General features: G+C 68.8%; 14 protein-coding genes. 6 read left to right on the plus strand and 8 right to left on the minus strand.

Translation table 11 applies throughout. The features are described from left to right. Positions 1-29: 29 nt before the first annotated feature. The 3 genes from gluQRS (at position 30) to phaR (ending at position 2595) form a co-directional block, all read left to right on the plus strand. Positions 30-914 carry a tRNA glutamyl-Q(34) synthetase GluQRS gene (gluQRS, locus tag V9K91_RS06385; protein WP_336443288.1) on the plus strand — a complete coding sequence of 295 codons (885 nt, stop codon included), beginning with the start codon at positions 30-32 and terminating at the stop codon, positions 912-914. A 69-nt stretch (positions 915-983) separates the two neighbouring features. Beyond that, entirely contained in the window at positions 984-1724 is a 741-nt protein-coding gene (locus V9K91_RS06390) for a beta-ketoacyl-ACP reductase (RefSeq protein WP_210130705.1), read from the plus strand. A 346-nt stretch (positions 1725-2070) separates the two neighbouring features. Further along, on the plus strand, positions 2071-2595 hold the full coding sequence (gene phaR / locus V9K91_RS06395; RefSeq protein WP_068853272.1) for a polyhydroxyalkanoate synthesis repressor PhaR: 525 nt from the start codon (positions 2071-2073) through the stop codon (positions 2593-2595). A gap of 81 nt (positions 2596-2676) precedes the next feature. On the opposite strand, the gene V9K91_RS06400 is transcribed toward phaR, so the two are convergent. The 6 genes from V9K91_RS06400 to V9K91_RS06425 all read right to left on the minus strand — a co-directional run bounded on the left by V9K91_RS06400 (position 2677) and on the right by V9K91_RS06425 (position 10550). Further along, positions 2677-3621: a TraB/GumN family protein gene (locus tag V9K91_RS06400; RefSeq protein ID WP_336443287.1), complete on the minus strand. Its 945-nt coding sequence runs from the start codon at positions 3619-3621 to the stop codon at positions 2677-2679. Positions 3622-3635: 14 nt separating this feature from the next. After that, the gene (locus tag V9K91_RS06405) at positions 3636-4559 is read right to left on the minus strand and encodes a DUF1684 domain-containing protein (protein WP_336443286.1); all 924 of its coding nucleotides are present in this window, start codon (positions 4557-4559) and stop codon (positions 3636-3638) included. Between the two features lie 11 nt (positions 4560-4570). Next, the gene (mutL, locus tag V9K91_RS06410; protein ID WP_336443285.1) at positions 4571-6427 is read right to left on the minus strand and encodes a DNA mismatch repair endonuclease MutL; all 1857 of its coding nucleotides are present in this window, start codon (positions 6425-6427) and stop codon (positions 4571-4573) included. A gap of 451 nt (positions 6428-6878) precedes the next feature. Then, positions 6879-8495, minus strand: a complete 1617-nt coding sequence (locus V9K91_RS06415) for an N-acetylmuramoyl-L-alanine amidase (RefSeq protein ID WP_336443284.1) — start codon at positions 8493-8495, stop codon at positions 6879-6881. An 88-nt stretch (positions 8496-8583) separates the two neighbouring features. After that, positions 8584-9066, minus strand: coding sequence for a tRNA (adenosine(37)-N6)-threonylcarbamoyltransferase complex ATPase subunit type 1 TsaE (gene tsaE, locus V9K91_RS06420; RefSeq protein ID WP_093536353.1), 483 nt, complete (start codon positions 9064-9066; stop codon positions 8584-8586). 5 nt (positions 9067-9071) lie between these two features. After that, positions 9072-10550: an NAD(P)H-hydrate dehydratase gene (locus V9K91_RS06425; RefSeq protein WP_336443283.1), complete on the minus strand. Its 1479-nt coding sequence runs from the start codon at positions 10548-10550 to the stop codon at positions 9072-9074. A 22-nt stretch (positions 10551-10572) separates the two neighbouring features. Between V9K91_RS06425 and queG the strand changes: the two genes are divergently transcribed. Next, entirely contained in the window at positions 10573-11661 is a 1089-nt protein-coding gene (gene queG, locus V9K91_RS06430; protein ID WP_336443282.1) for a tRNA epoxyqueuosine(34) reductase QueG, read from the plus strand. A gap of 67 nt (positions 11662-11728) precedes the next feature. Next, positions 11729-13069 carry an exodeoxyribonuclease VII large subunit gene (gene xseA / locus V9K91_RS06435; protein ID WP_336443281.1) on the plus strand — a complete coding sequence of 447 codons (1341 nt, stop codon included), beginning with the start codon at positions 11729-11731 and terminating at the stop codon, positions 13067-13069. A 57-nt stretch (positions 13070-13126) separates the two neighbouring features. Here the strand turns inward: xseA and V9K91_RS06440 are convergent, their stop codons facing one another. Beyond that, on the minus strand, positions 13127-14038 hold the full coding sequence (locus V9K91_RS06440) for a M48 family metallopeptidase (RefSeq protein ID WP_068853288.1): 912 nt from the start codon (positions 14036-14038) through the stop codon (positions 13127-13129). A 70-nt stretch (positions 14039-14108) separates the two neighbouring features. Beyond that, entirely contained in the window at positions 14109-15833 is a 1725-nt protein-coding gene (locus V9K91_RS06445) for a formylglycine-generating enzyme family protein (RefSeq protein ID WP_336443337.1), read from the minus strand. Between the two features lie 226 nt (positions 15834-16059). Here V9K91_RS06445 and rnd point away from each other — a divergent pair, with 226 nt between their 5' ends. Next, a complete protein-coding gene (rnd, locus tag V9K91_RS06450) occupies positions 16060-17142 on the plus strand; it encodes a ribonuclease D (protein ID WP_336443280.1) in 1083 nt (360 codons plus the stop codon). Positions 17143-17198: the final 56 nt, after the last annotated feature.

Consider the following 17198-nt stretch of genomic DNA (forward strand, 5'->3'; position numbering starts at 1 on the left):
GTCGCAACCTGACCGACGATTCATAGTTCATGTCCATGACTGCCTACCGCGGGCGCTTCGCCCCCTCGCCCACCGGCCCCCTCCACGCCGGCTCGCTGCTCGCCGCCTTCGGCAGCTGGCTGCTGGCCCGGCACGCCCGTGGCCAGTGGCTGGTCCGGGTCGAAGACGTCGACCCGCCCCGCACCGTGCCTGGCGCCATCGACCAGCAACTGGCCGCCCTGGCCGCCTTCGGCCTGCGCAGCGATGACGCCATCGTCCACCAGAGCCAGCGCGACGCCCTCTACCAGGCCGCACTGGACCGCCTGCTGGCCGAGGACAAGGCCTTTGCCTGCCACTGCAGCCGTACCGAACTGGCCGACCAGCAGGGTATTCATCATTACTGCGTGGCACGTACTGAACGCGCCCGACCGGCCATCCGCCTGCGCGTGCCGCCGGGCAGCGTGGTCGCGTTCGACGACGGCCTGCGCGGCCGGGTTCGCCAGGACGTGCATGCCATGGTCGGCGACTTCGTGCTGCGCCGGGCGGACGGCTACTGGGCCTACCAGTTGGCCGTGGTGGTCGACGACGGTGACCAGGCCATCACCGACGTGGTACGCGGCGCTGACCTTCTCGATTCCACGCCGCGCCAGATCCTGCTGCAGCAGGCGCTGGGGCTGCCCACCCCGCGCTACCTGCACCTGCCGCTGCTGCTGGAGCCGGACGGGCTCAAACTGTCCAAATCCGCCGCCGCGCGCCCGGTCGATGCCGATCGTCCCCTGCCCGCCCTGCAGCAGGCCTGGGCGCAGCTTGGCCAGGATCCCGCACGCCTGCAGGGCTGCCGCAGCGTTGCCGAGCTCCTCGATCGGGCCGTTGCCGGCTTCGACCCGGCGCGATTGCCACCGGGTGACATCCGCCTAGACGCCGACGCCTGCTGAGCCGCCCATTTTCCGCCGCGATGTTGCAGAATCGCTGTCCCCCCCCTGTTGGCCCCGGAGTAGCTGCTCATGACATCTCGCGTCGCACTGGTCACCGGTGGTACCGGCGGTATCGGTTCCGCCATCTGCCAACGTCTGGCCGACCAGGGCCATCGGGTTGCCACCAACTACCGTGACGAGGCCAAGGCCCTGGCCTGGCGCGAGAAGATGCTGGCGCGCGGCTGCGACGTGGCGATCTTCCCCGGCGACGTCTCCGATCCGGCTACCGCCGAACAGATGGTGCACGCGGTGGAAGCCGCGCTGGGCCCGGTCGAGATCCTGGTCAACAACGCCGGCATCACCCGCGACACCACCTTCCACCGCATGCGCGCCGACCAGTGGCACGACGTGATCAACACCAACCTCAATTCGGTGTTCAACGTGACCCGCCCGGTCATTGAAGGCATGCGCCGCCGCGGCTGGGGCCGGGTGATCCAGATCAGCTCGATCAACGGCCTGAAGGGCCAGTATGGCCAGGCCAACTACGCCGCCGCCAAGGCCGGCATGCACGGCTTCACCATCTCGCTGGCGCGCGAGAATGCCGGCTTCGGCATCACCGTCAACACCATCTCGCCCGGCTACGTCGCCACCGACATGGTGATGGCCGTGCCCGACGAGGTACGCGCCAAGATCATCGCCGACATCCCCACCGGCCGCCTCGGCAAGCCCGAGGAAATCGCCTACGCGGTGGCCTTCCTGGTCGCCGAAGAAGCCGCCTGGATCACCGGCTCCAACCTCGACATCAACGGCGGCCACCACATGGGCTGGTAACGGTTACACCGTTACCCCCACCACAGGTTCCCACGGCCGGCGCTACCGGCATAGCGCCAAAAAAATGCTGCACTTCACCCGCCCGCCCACCGCAGGAGGAGCCCCCTTTTGTTAAAGGGGGCGCGCCGAAGGCGCGGGGAATAGGAGGAATGCCGCGGGGGCCCACGTTTTGCGCAGCAAAACGTGGGCAGCGAAGCAGGGCCCAGCGCAGCACCGGTTGCGCAACCTCATTTATGTTGCAGTCTTTGCTGCGCAGCATGAACAATCGGTACAAGTGACCAAAGGCGGTTGCAACCGGTGCTGCGCTGCGCCATGCTTCGCGCCTACGCTGACGAGTGATTGCTTCATGGCTGCGAACCGCATCATCAAGAAGTATCCCAACCGCCGTCTCTACGACACCGAGATTTCCAGTTACATCACCATCGAGGACGTGCGCCAGCTCATCCTGGACGGCGAGGACTTCGAAGTCCGCGACGCCAAGAGCGGCGACGACCTGACCCGTTCAGTGTTGCTGCAGATCATCGCCGACCAGGAACAGGACGGTGAGCCCATGCTCTCCACCCAGCTGCTCAGCCAGCTGATCCGGTTCTATGGCGATTCGCTGCAGGGCTTCATGGGCAACTACCTGGAGCGCAGCATGCAGGTCTTCCTGGACCAGCAGCAGCAGTTCCGTCAGCAGATGGGCAACCTGCTCGGCCAGACCCCGTGGGCGATGATGAACCAGCTCACCGAACGCAACCTGGAGCTTTGGCAGGACTTCCAGCGCAACATGGGCGGCGGCTTCGGCCCGCGTCCGCCGGGTACCCAGACCGGCACCGGTACGGGCACCGGCAAGCCCGAAGCCCCCACGGCCGGCAAGACCCGCCGTTGACTGCTTCGCCCGGCAGCGCCGGGCCGCATGAAAAAGGCGCAGCCTCACGGCCGCGCCTTTTTCATTTGCGCCCCGTGGAAATCAGCGCTTGGGTTTGGCACAGCCGGTGCAGATCCGCTCCACCTGGTAGCCCTTGGCGCGCAGCTTTTCGACGACGCCATCATCGCCCAGCAGGTGCAGCGAGCCCACCACCACCAGTGTGCCGCCCTGCCCGGCCTTGAGCTGCTGCTCCAGCTTGGGTACCCACGCATTGTTGCGGTCGGTATTGATGCGCTTGTACAGCTGCGGGTACTCGCCGCGCATTTCCGCGGCCATCGAGGTCCACAGCAGCTTGTCGTCGCCACGGCGCCAGGCATCGTGCAGCTTGCGACCCATCGCATCGGCCTCGCTGGCCTGGTCCAGCGCCTCGGCCACCATCTGCTGCTGCTCCTGCGCGGACATGCCGGAGAGCACCGCCACCTGCGTATCGATGTCTTCCAGGCCGCTTGTCGGCTTGCCCGCATCGGCGGCGCGCGTCATGAAATGCCGATCCAGCCCCAGCGCCGGGTCCAGGCCCATCTTGGCGAACTGCGACAGCGTGATGGTCAGCCCGACGAACCACGGCTTCATGCCCTGCAACTGTGCCAGCGGCAGGTTGTTGTCGCGCGCGTAGGCCTGCAGCTTGGTCCAGGTGGCGTCGTCCAGGTCACGCCTGAGTTCGCTGCCATCGGTGCGCATCGCCGCCTGCAGCATCTTGCGGGTCAGGTCCGGCGACTGCATGTCCTGCGGCGAGAGTTCGAACACCACGCGCTTGGACGCCGCGAAGGCCTGGTCCACGTCGGCCGCCAGCGGATAATCGTCGGCACGCAGCAGATGGAACGATCCCAGCAGGTACACCCGGCTGTCGCCCGGGCCGGTCACCTTCCACAACAGCGGCACCGGCGCGGTGGGTTTTGCCGCCGGCGCGGCGGCCATCGTGGTTGCGCTAGCCAGCAGCAGGCTGGTCGCCAGCAGCAGCGGGGCCGCCAGTCGCTTCAGCATCGTCATGCTCAAACCCCTCCCTAGGGTGTGTGGTAGGCCTGCTCACCGGCTTCGACCTTCAGGTCCAGGCGGTTTTCCGGCGGGGTCAGTGGGCACGTGGCGAACGGCGTGAACGCACACGGCGGGTTGTAGGCGTGGTTGAAATCAATCACCACCTTGCCGCTCGCATCCGGTGCGGGCAGGTCCAGGTAGCGGCCAGCCGGGTAACTGCCATGGCCGCTGGTGCGGTCGCCGAAGATCACGAACAGCTCGCGCCCCGGCTCACCCAGCGCTTCCAGCCGCCAGGCCTTTCCATCGCGCTCGAATTCCAGTGCACCCGAATTCGGCATCTCGGTGGTGAGGCCGGTGATGTCCACGATCGGCAGGGTCTTGCCGGCCGTGTGCGGAACAAACCGCGCGCTGATGCGCCAGTCCGGACCACCCGGCCAGTAGTTCAGGCCGGTGAAGCCGGTGCGCGAATAGGCGTCGGCATGCTTGACCCGCAGCGCATAGCGCTCGCCACGGTGGATCAGGCTGAGCTGGCCCTTGCCATCATCGAAGCCGATAAGCGTAGGCGCCGGATCGCGGTCGCTCTGGAAACGGATCTGCCCGGTGAGCGGCTTCCCGTCCACGGTCAGTGCCGCACCGCGCTCGGGGGTGAAGGTGAGTATGTCGCCACGGTGCGCCACCATGCCCAGCTTGGCCGGGCCCACGGCCAGGCGGATGCCGCTGCCGGGGCCGCTGCCGATGTAGTGCGCTTTGTGCTCCAGCCAATGCAGGCCGACCAGGCTGGTCCAGCCATCGGGCGCGTGCAGCTCGGTGTAGCGCTGCTGTCGCCATTGCTGCTGTTCGGCGGCGAATGCCGGATCCACCGCCGCCGGCGCCGGCGCGGCTTCTTTATCGCCACACCCTGCCAGGCCCAGCGCCAGCACTGCCGCGCCAAGTCCCCATCCCCAAGTACGCATCGTGCTCCCCTTCAACGTCCGCGCAGGAACCAGCGGTCGATTTCCGCCAGTGAAAAACGGGCCCAGGTGGGCCGGCCGTGGTTGCATTGGCCGGACCGCTCGGTAATTTCCATGTCGCGCAGCAGCGCGTTCATTTCCGGCAGGGTCAGCCGCCGGTTGGCGCGCACCGCACCGTGGCAGGCCATGGTCGACAACAGTTCGTCGCGCGCACTGGCGATGCGCCGGCTCTGGCCGTGCTCGCGCAGGTCGGTGAGCACATCGCGCAGCAGCCCTTCCGGCTCGGCGTTGGCCAGCAGCGCGGGAATGCTGCGCACATGCAGCGAACCGGGACCGGACCGGGTGATCTCGAACCCCAGCGCGGTCAGCGTATCGGCTTCGCGCTCGGCGGTATCGGCATCGCGCTCGCCCACTGCCAGGGTGATCGGCACCAGCAGCGGCTGCGCATGCAGGCCGGTGGCATCGTGCGCGGTCTTCAGCCGCTCATAGCCGATCCGCTCGTGGGCGGCATGCATGTCCACCACGATCAGGCCTTCGGCGTTCTCGGCCAGGATGTAGATGCCGTGCAGCTGCGCCACTGCATAGCCCAGCGGCGGCACGCCACTGTCGGCCGCGGTGACCGGCAGGCCGTTCTCGCTGGGCATCGGCGGCAGCGAGGCATCGCTGCCGGCCGGGCGCGCATACAGCGCTGCGTAGGCCGACGGGGCATCGGCCACGCGCAGGCCCAGCGGCGACTGCTGCGGGCGCCAGGCCGTGTTGCCCATGCCACCACCGCCACCGCCCGCCAAAGCGTACCCCGTCCCGGCGGCCGCACTGGCATAGGCAGGCGCTGCAGCCTCGGCGACGCCCTCGCTGCCCGCACCCGTCGCGGTCATGCCCGCACGGGTTTCAGCCAGCGCTTCCTTCAACGTGCGGTAGACGAAGTCATGGATCAACCTCGAATCGCGGAAACGCACTTCATGTTTGGCCGGGTGCACGTTGACGTCCACCCGGGTCGGGTCCAGCTCCAGGAACAGCACGTACGCGGGTTGGCGGCCATGGAACAGCACATCGCCGTAGGCCATCTTCACCGCATGGGCCACGCTGCGGTCGCGCACCGAACGACCGTTGACGTACAGGTACTGCTGGTCGGTGCTGGCGCGCGAATAATGCGGCTGCGCGATCCAGCCATGCAGGCGCAGGCCGGCACCGCTGTGGTCCACGCGCATGGCCTGGGTGGCGAAGTCTTCGCCCAGCGTTTCGCCCAGCCGCGCATCGGAATACAGATCCCCCGGCTTGTAGCGCCGCGACGGCTTGCCGTTGTGCGATACGCGCAGCTCCACGTCCGGCCGCGCGAGCGCCAGCGAACGCAGCCATTCTTCGATGTGGCCCAGTTCGGTCCGCTCGGCGCGCAGGAATTTGCGGCGAGCCGGCACGTTGTAGAACAGCTCGCGCACTTCCACCGTGGTGCCCGGTGCATGCGCGCGCGGGGTGACTTCGCCCAGCTTGCCGCCTTCGATCTGCAGCGCCGAGCCATGCTCGTCACTGCGCCGGCGCGAGGCCAGGGTAAAGCGGCTCACCGACGCGATCGACGGCAGCGCCTCGCCACGGAAGCCCAGCGTGGCCACCGCTTCCAGGTCATCCAGACTGGCGATCTTGCTGGTGGCATGCCGCGACACCGCCAGCGGCAGTTCTTCCGGCGCGATGCCACCTCCGTCGTCACGGATGCGGATCAACCGCACCCCACCCTCTTCCAGGTCGATATCCACGCGGGTGGCACCGGCATCGAGCGCGTTTTCCACCAGTTCCTTGACCACCGACGCCGGGCGTTCAACGACTTCGCCCGCGGCGATCTGATTGATGAGGATTTCGGGAAGCTGGCGGATGGTCATGCGGGAATGATATCCGGATCGTGGGGATGGATTCCGATATCGATTGGCCAATGGGCCCATGGTCGATTGATCCCGATCCCCATGGGCCCGTAAAAATTCGTAGCCCCGGCCGTTGGCCGGACACCGCGCGCAGCGCGGCCCAAGCGTCCGGAGCCGACGATTCATCGGTTGCGGCCTTCCCCCCGGCGTTTACGCGTTCCGAAGACGCCCGTCAGGCGTTCATGACGCCTGATACGCGGTTTCTTTTCGGGTTTACACCCGGATGCATGGCCGCCATCGAGAGCAGGTCGAGCTCCGGACGCTTGGGCCGCGCTGCGCGCGGTGTCCGGCCAACGGCCGGGGCTACGAACCGTTACGTAACGTCCGGATACCCGGATCAATCAACCATGGGCCCCCAGTGGGTGCGTCGGGGCCGGGCAGACGCCACAAAAAAACCCGCCGAAGCGGGTTTTTATTTGCTGCCGCCGGCGACCGTACTGGCGGCGTCTATTTCGGCCTGGGCGCGGGCCGCGTAGAGCGTGCCTGGCGGAGGCTGGCGGCTGAAGAACGTATGCACGCCATCCAGCACCGCACCAGCGATCTGGCGTTGGTAGGCCGGGTCCATCAGGCGGCGCTCTTCGTCCGGGTTGGAGATGAAGGCCGTTTCCACCAGCATCGCCGGCATGTCCGAGGTGCGCAGCACCGCGAAGTTGGCCCGTTCAATTGCCGGCTTGTGGTTCTTGCCGATCCGCTTCAGCCCGCCCAGCACATGCCCGGCCGCGTCTTCGGAGGCCTTCATGTAACCGCTCTGGGCCAGGTCGAGCAGCACATTGGCCAGCGTGCCCTCGGTCTGCTGCAGGCGCACGCCACCGACCAGATCAGCCGCGTTTTCCTTGTCCGCCAGCCAGCGCGCACGCTGCGACGACGCACCCTTGGTCGACAGCACGTATACCGACGAACCCGTCGCCGCGCGGTTTTCCGCAGCATCGGCGTGGATCGAGATGAAGATGTCAGCCTTGGCCGAACGCGCCTTCTGCGCGCGCATCGGCAGCGGAATGAATACGTCGGTATCGCGGGTGAGGAACGCCTTCAGGCCCGGCGTCGCATTGACCTGGCGAGCCAGCTCACGGGCCACCGCCAGCGTGATGTCTTTTTCGCGCTTGCCGGTCGGCCCCACCGCACCCGGATCCTGGCCGCCGTGGCCGGGATCGATCGCCACCACCAGCGGGCGCATGCCCGACTGCATCTTGACCCGCGACGCATCGCTGGGCATTACCGGGCGCGGCGGCTGCGCCGGCACCACGGTGGCCGGCACCGGCACGGTGGCCGCCGTCGGCTGGCCGGCCAGGATGGCGGCGGGCGACGCGGAATTGCTGGCCGCGTTGGCGGTGCCAGCCGCTGCCACGTTGACGGTGGTCGCGGTCGGCGCGGCCGGGGTCGGCACCGGCGTGGCGGCGCTGGCGCTGGCCTGTTGCCGCACCGACGCGGTCAACAGCGCCGTGGCGCGGGCGGCGTCATTGCGCGCCTGCGCCGCTTCGGCCGGCGTCGGCGGCAGGGTCTGGGTGGTTGCAGGCACCGGCGCGGTGTTGGTCTGCGCCGCCATCGGCGCAGGCGCAGGCACGCTGCCTGGCACCGTGCTGTTCGCTGCAGTGAGCGGTGCCGGGGTAGCGGGCACGGGCGCGCGGGCCACGCTGGCCGGCGCATCGCCCGGCCACTCGATCACCAGCCGCGCATCCTCGCCCTGCTTGACCAGCTGCGGCTTGAACGGCGCCACCGATTCGGCCAGGTCGAACACCACCCGGAACGTGCCGGGCACCGGCTGCCCGGTGCGTACCGCCGTGACCACGCCCTTGGGCGCAGGCAGCTTGAGGTTGCGCACCGCGCTGGAATCGGGGAAATCGACCACCAACCGGTTCGGGCCGGCCAGGGTGAGGGTCTTGTAGCCGCCGCTGCCGGACAGCGCGATCTCGGCGCGGGTGCCGGTCGAACCGGTCTCCAGGGCCACCTGGCGGACTTCGCCCGCCCACGACATCGCGCTCGCCAGACAGAGTCCGACGGCGGCGCAGATGGCAGTGAGTGGCTTCCCCATTGGCATGGGTACGGATTCAATCACTGCGCTGAATGAAAAGCAACACCTTTTCCCTTAATAATCCGTAACCTGGGGGTGTTTCCTACTGTCAGCCGACAGAAAGGGCCTGCAAGTCGCCCCCTTGCGGAAGCCGTTCCAGCCATTCATGTCCTGCCGCACTGGCCGCGCCCAGCCGCGCGCGACGGCCCTGCCCCTCGATCTCCAGCGCCACGATCAGGTCGGTGGGCGGCAGTGCGCCGGCCCCGCGCTCGGGCCATTCCACCAGCCACAGCGAGGCACTGCCCTCGTCCAGGCCGAGGAAATCCAGTTCTTCAGCCTGCCCGATCCGGTACAGGTCCAGGTGCCAGGCTTCATGACCATCGCTCAGCGGATAGCGCTCGACCAGCGTGTAGGTGGGGCTGCGGACGTTGCCCTGCACGCCCAACGCGCGCAGCAGCGCCCGGGCCAGGGTGGACTTGCCGGCACCCAGGTCACCTCTCAACTCAACCACCGCGTGCGGGGGTCGGGTGGCCGCCAGCCATTGGCCGAGCAGGTCGGTGTCCTGCGGTTGTGCCAGGAAGAACTCAATCATGGGCGTCACGGTTCCGGGTTCACCCGCCGGCGCAGCGGCACCAGCAGGTCGGTGGGGAGCAGGCCACGCTGGCCTTCGCTGGCCGCGTCATCGCCGGCCAGGCTGTGCAGCAGCGCACCGCTGCTGGCCGCGTCGAACGCGTCCAGCCCCTGCGCGCGCAGTGCGGCAATGATGCCGGTGAGCAGGTCGCCCATGCCACCCACCGCCATGCCCGGGTTGCCGGCGGCGATCACCCGGGGGCGTTGATGCGGTGCGGCCACGATCGTGCCGGCGCCCTTGAGCACCACCACGGCATTGAAACGCGCGGCCAGTGCCGCAGCGGCAGCGAAACGGTCGGCCTGTACCTGGGCGGTGTCGGTACCCAGCAGCCGCGCCGCCTCGCCCGGGTGCGGGGTGAGAATCGCGTCGTGCAGCGTCTGCGGCGTGGCGGCCAGCAGGTTCAACGCATCGGCATCGATCACCAGCGGCTTGCCGCTGGCCAGCACCTGCCGCCACAGCTCGTGGGCCCAGTCGTCCTGGCCCAGCCCGGGGCCGATCGCGATCACTTTCGCGCGCGGCAGCAGCGCCTGCAGGTCCTGCGCCTCCTGCACCGGGTGGGCCATGGCTTCGGGCAGGCGCGCCAGCAGCGGCGCGATGTGCTGCGCCTGGGTGGCCACGCTGACCAGCCCGGCGCCAGCGCGCAGCGCCGATTCTGCGGCCAGCATCACCGCGCCTCCACTGCCGGCGTTGCCGCCCACGCACAGCACATGGCCGGATTCGCCTTTGTGCGTGTTGGCACGGCGCGGCGGCAGCTGCGTGGACAGCCGGGAAGGCAACCACAGACACGCTGCCGGAGCGATGCCCCGCTGCGAACCGTCGGGCACCGATAGCGGTGCCAGCCGGCGGCCACCGATGTATTCCAGCGCATCTGCGGTGTACAGGCCCTGGTGACGGACGATGAACTGCAGGGTGATCGTGGCGCGCACCGCAACCCCGGGCACCGCGCCGGTACGCGCGTCCACGCCACTGGGCACATCCAGCGAAAGCACGGGCAGCCCGCTGTCGTTGATCGCCGCGATCAGGCGCGCCGCATCGCCGTTCGGCGCGCGGTTCAGGCCGATGCCGAACAGTGCATCGACCACGATGTCAGCGGCAGGCAATTCCTCTGCGAACGGGGTTTCCTGCCCGCCCACAGCGAGATACGCCGCGCGGGCCCGTTCAGCCAGCTCCGTCCGCGCGCCGGCATCGGCCAGCCGCAGCACCTGCACCTGGCGCCCGGCCTGCCGGGCGAGCCGCGCCAGCACGTAGCCGTCGCCGCCGTTGTTGCCCGCACCGGCCGCCACGCACAGCCGCTGCGCCTGCGGCCAGCGCTCCAGCAGGCACTGCCAGGCGGCCGTGCCGGCCTGCTCCATCAGCCCGGCGCCGCCATCGCCCAGCAGCGCGCTGGCCTGGGCATCGAGACGGCGCGCGGCGGCGACATCGAACAGTTCATCGAGTTCGTGCATGCCGGGATTCTATACTTGCTGCATGTCCGCTGTTCCCCTGCCCGCCCCGCTCGACCTGGCCCGTGCCGCCGAACGGGTGCGCGCGCTTGCGCGGCAGCATGGCTTCCAGCGCTGCGGCGTGTCCGGCATCGACCTGACCGACGACGAAGCGCACCTGGCCGACTGGCTGGGCCAGGGCCTGTACGGCACCATGGACTGGATGGCACGCCACGGCACGCTCCGCGCGCGCCCGGCCGAACTGCTGCCCGGCACCGTGCGGGTGATTTCAGTAGGCATGGATTACGGCCACAAGGACGACACCGAGGCCTGGAACACGCTGCATGACGGCAACCGCGCCTACGTGGCGCGGTATGCGTTGGGCCGCGATTACCACAAGCTCATGCGCAACCGCCTGCAGAAATTCGCCGATGCGCTGGCCGCGGAGATCGGCACGTTCGGGTACCGGGTGTTCGTCGATTCGGCGCCGGTGCTGGAGCGTGCGCTGGCACGCAACGCCGGGCTGGGCTGGATCGGCAAGCACACCTGCCTGATCGACCGCCAGGGCGGTTCGTGGTTCTTCCTGGGCGAGATCTACATCGACCTGCCGTTGCCGGTGGATGCGCCGGCAAGCGCGCACTGCGGCACCTGCACCCGCTGCATCGATGTCTGCCCCACCCAGGCCATCATCGGCCCGCAACGGCTGGATGCGCGGCGCTGCATTTCCTATCTCACCATCGAACACGATGGCGCCATTCCCGAAGACATGCGCCCGCTGATGGGCAACCGCATCTACGGCTGTGACGATTGCCAGCTGGTGTGCCCCTGGAACAAGTTCGCGCGGCGCACTGACGAGCCGGATTTCCGCGCCCGCAACGCGCTCGATACCGCCACGCTGGCCGAGCTGTTCGCGTGGGAGGAAGACGAATTCCTGCGCCGCACCGAAGGCAGCCCGATCCGCCGCAGCGGGCATGAGCGCTGGCTGCGCAACATCGCGGTGGCACTGGGCAATGCGCCAGGCCATCCGGACACGCTGGCCGCGCTGCACGCCCGCGTCGGACATGACTCCGCGCTGGTACGCGAACACGTGCAGTGGGCACTGCAGCAGCACGCCCGGCTCGACAACGGCGGCTGAGCGCCGCACACACGCACCTCGCCCCGGCATGCGACCATGGGCACCCGTTCGTACTGTTTGACCGTCCATGGACCGTAGCGCGCAGATCCTCACGCCCAGCCAGCTCAACATCCTGGCCCGCGACCTGCTGGAAGGCACGTTCCCGATGGTGTGGGTGGAAGCCGAGCTGGGCAGCGTGACCCGCCCGGCCTCGGGCCACATGTACTTCACGTTGAAGGATGCACGTGCGCAGATCCGCGCGGCGTTGTTCAAGCCCAAGAGCCAGTGGCTGAAATTCGTGCCGCGCGAAGGCATGCGCGTGCTCGCGCGTGGCCGGCTGACCCTGTACGAAGCGCGCGGCGAGTACCAGATGGTGCTCGACCACATGGAAGAAGCCGGCGAAGGCGCACTGCGTCGCGCCTACGAACAGCTCAAGGCACGGCTGGAAGCCGAAGGCCTGTTCGCCGCCGAACGCAAGCGCGCCCTGCCCGCCCATGTGCGCCGGCTGGCGGTGATCACCTCGCCCACCGGCGCAGCCGTGCGCGATGTGCTCAGCGTGCTGGAGCGCCGCTTCCCGCTGCTGGAAGTGGACCTGCTGCCCAGCCTGGTGCAGGGTGACAGTGCCGCTGCGCAGATCACCGCGCTGCTGCGCAGCGCCGACGCCAGCGGCCGTTACGATGTGATCCTGCTCACCCGCGGCGGCGGCTCGATGGAAGACCTGTGGGCCTTCAACGACGAACAACTGGCGCGTGCCATCGCGGCGAGCCATACCCCGGTGGTGTCGGCGGTGGGCCACGAAACCGACTTCAGCCTGGCCGATTTTGCCGCCGACCTGCGCGCGCCCACGCCATCGGTGGCCGCCGAACTGCTGGTACCGGACCAGCGCGACCTGCAACTGCGCCTGCGCCGGCTCGCCGCGCGGCTGGTGCAGCTGCAGCGGCATGGGTTGGGCCAGGCCATGCAGCGTGCCGACCGCGCCCTGCTACGGCTGAACGCACAGAGCCCGCAGAACCGGCTGCAGCTGCTGCAGCGTCGGCAGCAGGATCTGGCGCGACGGTTGGCCGGCGCGTGGCAGCAGCAGCATGAGCGTCGCCTGGCGCGGCTGCGGCATGCGGCGGTGGTGCTGCGCAATGGCCACCCGCAACGCCAGCTGGATGCACTGAAACAGCGCCTGCTGCGGGTGCAGCCACGCGCGGAGGCGGCGATGGCGCGGCAACTGCAGCGCGATACGTTGCGCCTGCGCGCGTTGGCGCGTTCGATGGAAGCGGTGAGCCCGTTGGCCACGGTCGCGCGCGGCTACGCCATCCTGACCCGCGAGCAGGATGGGCGCCTGGTGCGGTCGCCGCTGGATGTTTCACCCGGCGATACGTTGAAGGCCCGGGTGCAGGACGGGGTAATCGATGTGGTGGTAAAAGACACCCGCGGGTAAGCCTTGTAGGGACACGCCATGCGTGTCCAAGCAGGCCGCATACGCGTTTCGCCCACGTTATTGCGTCGCCGGGGCGCCTGCAGATTCGCAGTAGCGTTGGCGGTATTCCATGGCCTTGGGCATCAGCGCCTGCAGGTTCTGGATGCGGGTGCCCGGGTTGGGATGCGTGGACGAGAACTCCGGCGGCGCCTGGCCGCCGCTGGCCTGGCCCATGCGCTCCCACAGCGGCACCGCTTCGCGCGGGTCGAAGCACGCCGCCGCCGCCAGCATCAGGCCCACTTCATCGGCCTGGGTTTCGTGGCTGCGCGCGTACGGCAGCAGGTAGCCGTAGCCCATCGCCGACATCACCATCTGTTGCTGCTGCGGATCCATGCCGCTGGCAGCACCGGCCATCTGGCCGATCTGGGTGAGCTTCTGCTGGGCCATGCGCTGGGCGCCATGGCGGAGCAGTGCGTGGGCGATTTCATGGCCCATCACCACCGCCATCGCATCCTGGGTCTGTGCCACTGGTACCAGCCCGGTGTAGACCGCCATCTTGCCGCCCGGCAGGCAGAACGCATTGGCCTGGTCGGACTGGATCACGTTGACCTCCCATTCGAAGTCGCGCGAGAAGTGCGCCGGCTTCAGGCCGTGCTCTTCGGCCAGCGCGGTTTCCACCACGTCCACTTTGCGGATCAGCCGTTCGGCGATCGCGCGCACGTCGCGCGATATCTGCGCGTTGGGATCCAGCGGGCGCTCCTCGGCCAGGATCTGCTGGTAGGCCTGCAGACCAAGCGCCTTTTCCTGGTCGGCATCGAGCGAACTGTCGATCAGCACGTTTTCGCCGGTGTAAGGGTCGACGCTGCGGTTGGAGAACCAGTAGAAGGCGGCATAGCCGGCAAACGCCAGCAGCACCCACCAGCGGATGTTGCCGAACAGCCCGGGGCGGCGTGCTCGTTGCTGCTGACCGCCATAGGGATTGCTGCTCATCGTCCTGGTTCCTGATGGGGCCGGCACGCCGTGCCGGCATTGGGGGCAATCCTAGCGCCAAGCCGACGTATCAGATACCTCGAACCAGGCGGAACCCGATCCTGGCGCTGGTCGTGTCCGAATCCTGTGATTGCCGCCAGGCCGCGCGGGTCTGTTCGGGGGCATTGGCCCAGTTGCCGCCGCGGATCACCCGCTGCCGGCAGCCCGGGTTGAACCAGGCCACGCCATCGGCCGGAGCCCGGCGGTAGCTGGCGTGCCAGCAGTCGGCCACCCATTCGCTGAGGTTGCCGGCCATGTCGTGCAGGCCCCAGGCATTGGGTTCGAAGGTGGCCACCGGGGCCGGGCCCCACCAGCCATCGCCATAGCCGACGAAGGCATTGAACCAGCGCCGGCCGGAAGGCGATACGTCTTCGCCGCCGGTGAAGTTGCCCGACAGCGGCGGCGGCGTGCCCTCGTTGCCCCACGGGTAGCGGCCACTGGTGCCGGCACGCAGCGCGTACTCGAATTCGGCCTCGCTGGGCAGCCGGTAGGAACGCCCGGTCTGTTCGGACAGCCACATCGCATAGTGCTCGGCATCACGCACGCTGACGTGCATCACCGGCGAATTGGCGATCGCCGGGGTACCGTCGTATCCCGAACGCCAGTCCACCCCGCTGCTGCGGGTGAAGTTGCCACTGCGTTCGTCGTAGATGATCGAATGGCCACGCCGGGTGGCGCGCGGCCGGGCGTTGCTGGCCTGCACGTAGCGGCGGTAATCGGCCACGGTTACTTCGGTGATCGCCATGGCGAAGCCGCGGTCGAAGCGCACGTAGTGCGAGGGCTTTTCCGCATCGCTTGCGCCCGGTTCCGCTTCGCCGGCGCCCATCTGGAAGCCGCCATGCGGCACCACGATCATCTGCGGCCCACGCCCGCCATCGCGCAGCGCATCGCTGAACACCTGGCGCGGGCGGAAACTGCCGTAGTGGGTGGCCAGTTCGATGCGTTCGCGCAGCTGGCCCACCACCGGGTCGCCGGGCATCGCGATGCGCAGCGCGTCTTCCAGCTTCTGCCGCGCTGCCTTGAGCCCCTGCGGGCTGGCCAGGTCGCGCAGGCCGTCGTCGCGCAGGCGCACCAGCGTGGCGGCGCGGATTGCCTCGATCCGTTCGAACGCATCGGCAATGGTGGGTGCCGAATCGCGCACCTTTGCCGCTTCGGCCAGCCAGGTGCCGGCGGCAGCGAAATCGGCGCTGCGGGCAGCGGCTTCGGCGCGGCGGATCAGCGCGCTCTCGGCGGCGGCCAGGCCCTGCCGGGCCCGCGGCTCGTCCGGCTGCAGCGCCAGCGCCTCGCGGAAGTTGGGAATGGCACCGTCGCCGTCTTCACCAATGCGGTCGGCGCGCAGGTCCTCCTCGCCGGCGCGGTTGTACGCCACCACCCGCTGGGCCAGCTCCACGCGCGACTGCAACTGGCGCACCTTGGGGTCATCCGGGGCCAGGGCCAGCAGCACCAACGCGATCTCGCCGGCCTCGGCCAGTGCCTCGCGCTGCTGCAGCGGCCGCTGCAACAGCTCCGCGGCGTCCTTCAGCAGCTGCTGGCGGGCACGGGTGAGTCCGGCCTGGGCCTGGCGGTCGTTGGCGTCGCGCTGGCGCAACGCCAGCCAGATCGGAATGGCATCGGCGGCGGTGGCGTACAACCGCCCCTCGTCGAAGGCCTTGGCCGCGTCGCGACGCGCCTGTGCCACGCCGTCGTCGGCAATGACCACCGCCGGCGGCTGCCAGCGCTGTTCGGTCTCCGCTTCATCCTCGCCGCCAATGGTCACCTGCCCCGGTAAAGGCTCGACCCGTTTGGCCGGCTCGGGCGCGCGCGCCGCCGCCGGGCGTGGTGGTGGCGCGTCGGGCGAGCAGGCGGTCGTGGCCAGCAGCAGCGCGGCCAGCAACAGCGGGACAGGGCCTGGAGTACGCAATTCGGGTTCCTTCGGCGGGACGGCCTCGACGTTAGGCTATTCTCCCTCACCTGAGCAAACCTGCAGTAGATGGAATCCCTACGTGGCCTATTGGATCAAAACCCCGGCGGAACTGGACGAGCGCTACCGCCAGCGCCCCACCCGCATCGGGCTGGACACCGAATTCATCCGTGAACGCACCTACTGGCCGCAGCTGGCGCTGGTGCAGATGGCGGTCGGCGATGAAATCCTGATCATCGACCCGTTGATTCCGGGCATGACCGAGGCGCTGGCGCCGTGGCTGACCGATACGTCGATCCTGAAGGTCATGCACAGCGCCAGCGAAGACCTGGTCACCTTCAAGGTGGCCTGCGGCGTGCTGCCGCGGCCATTGTTCGACACCCAGATCGGCGCGTCGCTGGCCGGCATCGGCGGCGGGATGGGCTACCAGAAGCTGGTCACCGCCATCACCGGGGTGACCCTGGCCAAGGGCGAGACCCGCTCGGACTGGATGCGCCGCCCGCTGACGGATTCGCAGCTGGAGTACGCCGCCGACGACGTGGAGTACCTGTTCGCGATCCACGATGTGGTGGATGCGAAGCTGGGCGAGCTGGACCGCCGCCAGTGGCTGCAGGACGATGCCGAGCGCCTGCTGGCCAGTGTCGAGCAGGACGAAGAGCGCTGGCCGCACGTGGCGATGCGCTCGGCGCAGTTCATGGATGCGCCCGCACAGCGCCGTCTGTTGCGCCTGCTGCGCTGGCGTGACGTGCAGGCACGGGCAAGCGACAAGCCGCGCAGCTGGATCCTGGACAACGAACTGGCCGCGCTGCTGGCACGCACGCCGCCGGCCGATGCCGGCGCACTGGGCAAGCTGATGGAAGGCTTCCCCAAGGCTCCGCGCAAGCTGGCCGCGCAGGTCTGGGAAGCCCTGGAAACGCCGCTGCACGATGAGGCCGAGGCTCCACTGGCGCTGCCGGCCAACGATGCCAACAAGCAGGCGTTGAAGCGGCTGCAGGACGCGGTAAGCGCACGTACCGCCGAGCTCGGCCTGCCCGATGGCGTACTGGCTTCGCGCAAGCACCTGGAAAGTTATCTGGAAAGCCGCACGTGGCCGCAGGCCCTGGTGGGATGGCGGCAGGCGGTGCTGGAACCGGTGCTGGCGCCCTTGTTGCCCGCCGCAGGTTGATACCGCGCAGCCACGCAGGACCGCAACGAAAAGGCCCCGCTTGCGCGGGGCCTTTG

This window comes from Stenotrophomonas sp. CCNWLW57, from assembly GCF_037203925.1.
In the GTDB taxonomy this organism is placed as follows: Bacteria; Pseudomonadota; Gammaproteobacteria; order Xanthomonadales; family Xanthomonadaceae; genus Stenotrophomonas; species Stenotrophomonas rhizophila_A.

Coding starts and splice junctions, on each gene's coding strand:
- gluQRS (WP_336443288.1), top strand. CDS start 30: ATGTCCATGACTGCCTACCGCGGGCGCTTCGCCCCCTCGCCCACCGGC.
- V9K91_RS06390 (WP_210130705.1), top strand. CDS start 984: ATGACATCTCGCGTCGCACTGGTCACCGGTGGTACCGGCGGTATCGGT.
- phaR (WP_068853272.1), top strand. CDS start 2,071: ATGGCTGCGAACCGCATCATCAAGAAGTATCCCAACCGCCGTCTCTAC.
- V9K91_RS06400 (WP_336443287.1), bottom strand. CDS start 3,621: ATGACGATGCTGAAGCGACTGGCGGCCCCGCTGCTGCTGGCGACCAGC.
- V9K91_RS06405 (WP_336443286.1), bottom strand. CDS start 4,559: ATGCGTACTTGGGGATGGGGACTTGGCGCGGCAGTGCTGGCGCTGGGC.
- mutL (WP_336443285.1), bottom strand. CDS start 6,427: ATGACCATCCGCCAGCTTCCCGAAATCCTCATCAATCAGATCGCCGCG.
- V9K91_RS06415 (WP_336443284.1), bottom strand. CDS start 8,495: ATGGGGAAGCCACTCACTGCCATCTGCGCCGCCGTCGGACTCTGTCTG.
- tsaE (WP_093536353.1), bottom strand. CDS start 9,066: ATGATTGAGTTCTTCCTGGCACAACCGCAGGACACCGACCTGCTCGGC.
- V9K91_RS06425 (WP_336443283.1), bottom strand. CDS start 10,550: ATGCACGAACTCGATGAACTGTTCGATGTCGCCGCCGCGCGCCGTCTC.
- queG (WP_336443282.1), top strand. CDS start 10,573: ATGTCCGCTGTTCCCCTGCCCGCCCCGCTCGACCTGGCCCGTGCCGCC.
- xseA (WP_336443281.1), top strand. CDS start 11,729: ATGGACCGTAGCGCGCAGATCCTCACGCCCAGCCAGCTCAACATCCTG.
- V9K91_RS06440 (WP_068853288.1), bottom strand. CDS start 14,038: ATGAGCAGCAATCCCTATGGCGGTCAGCAGCAACGAGCACGCCGCCCC.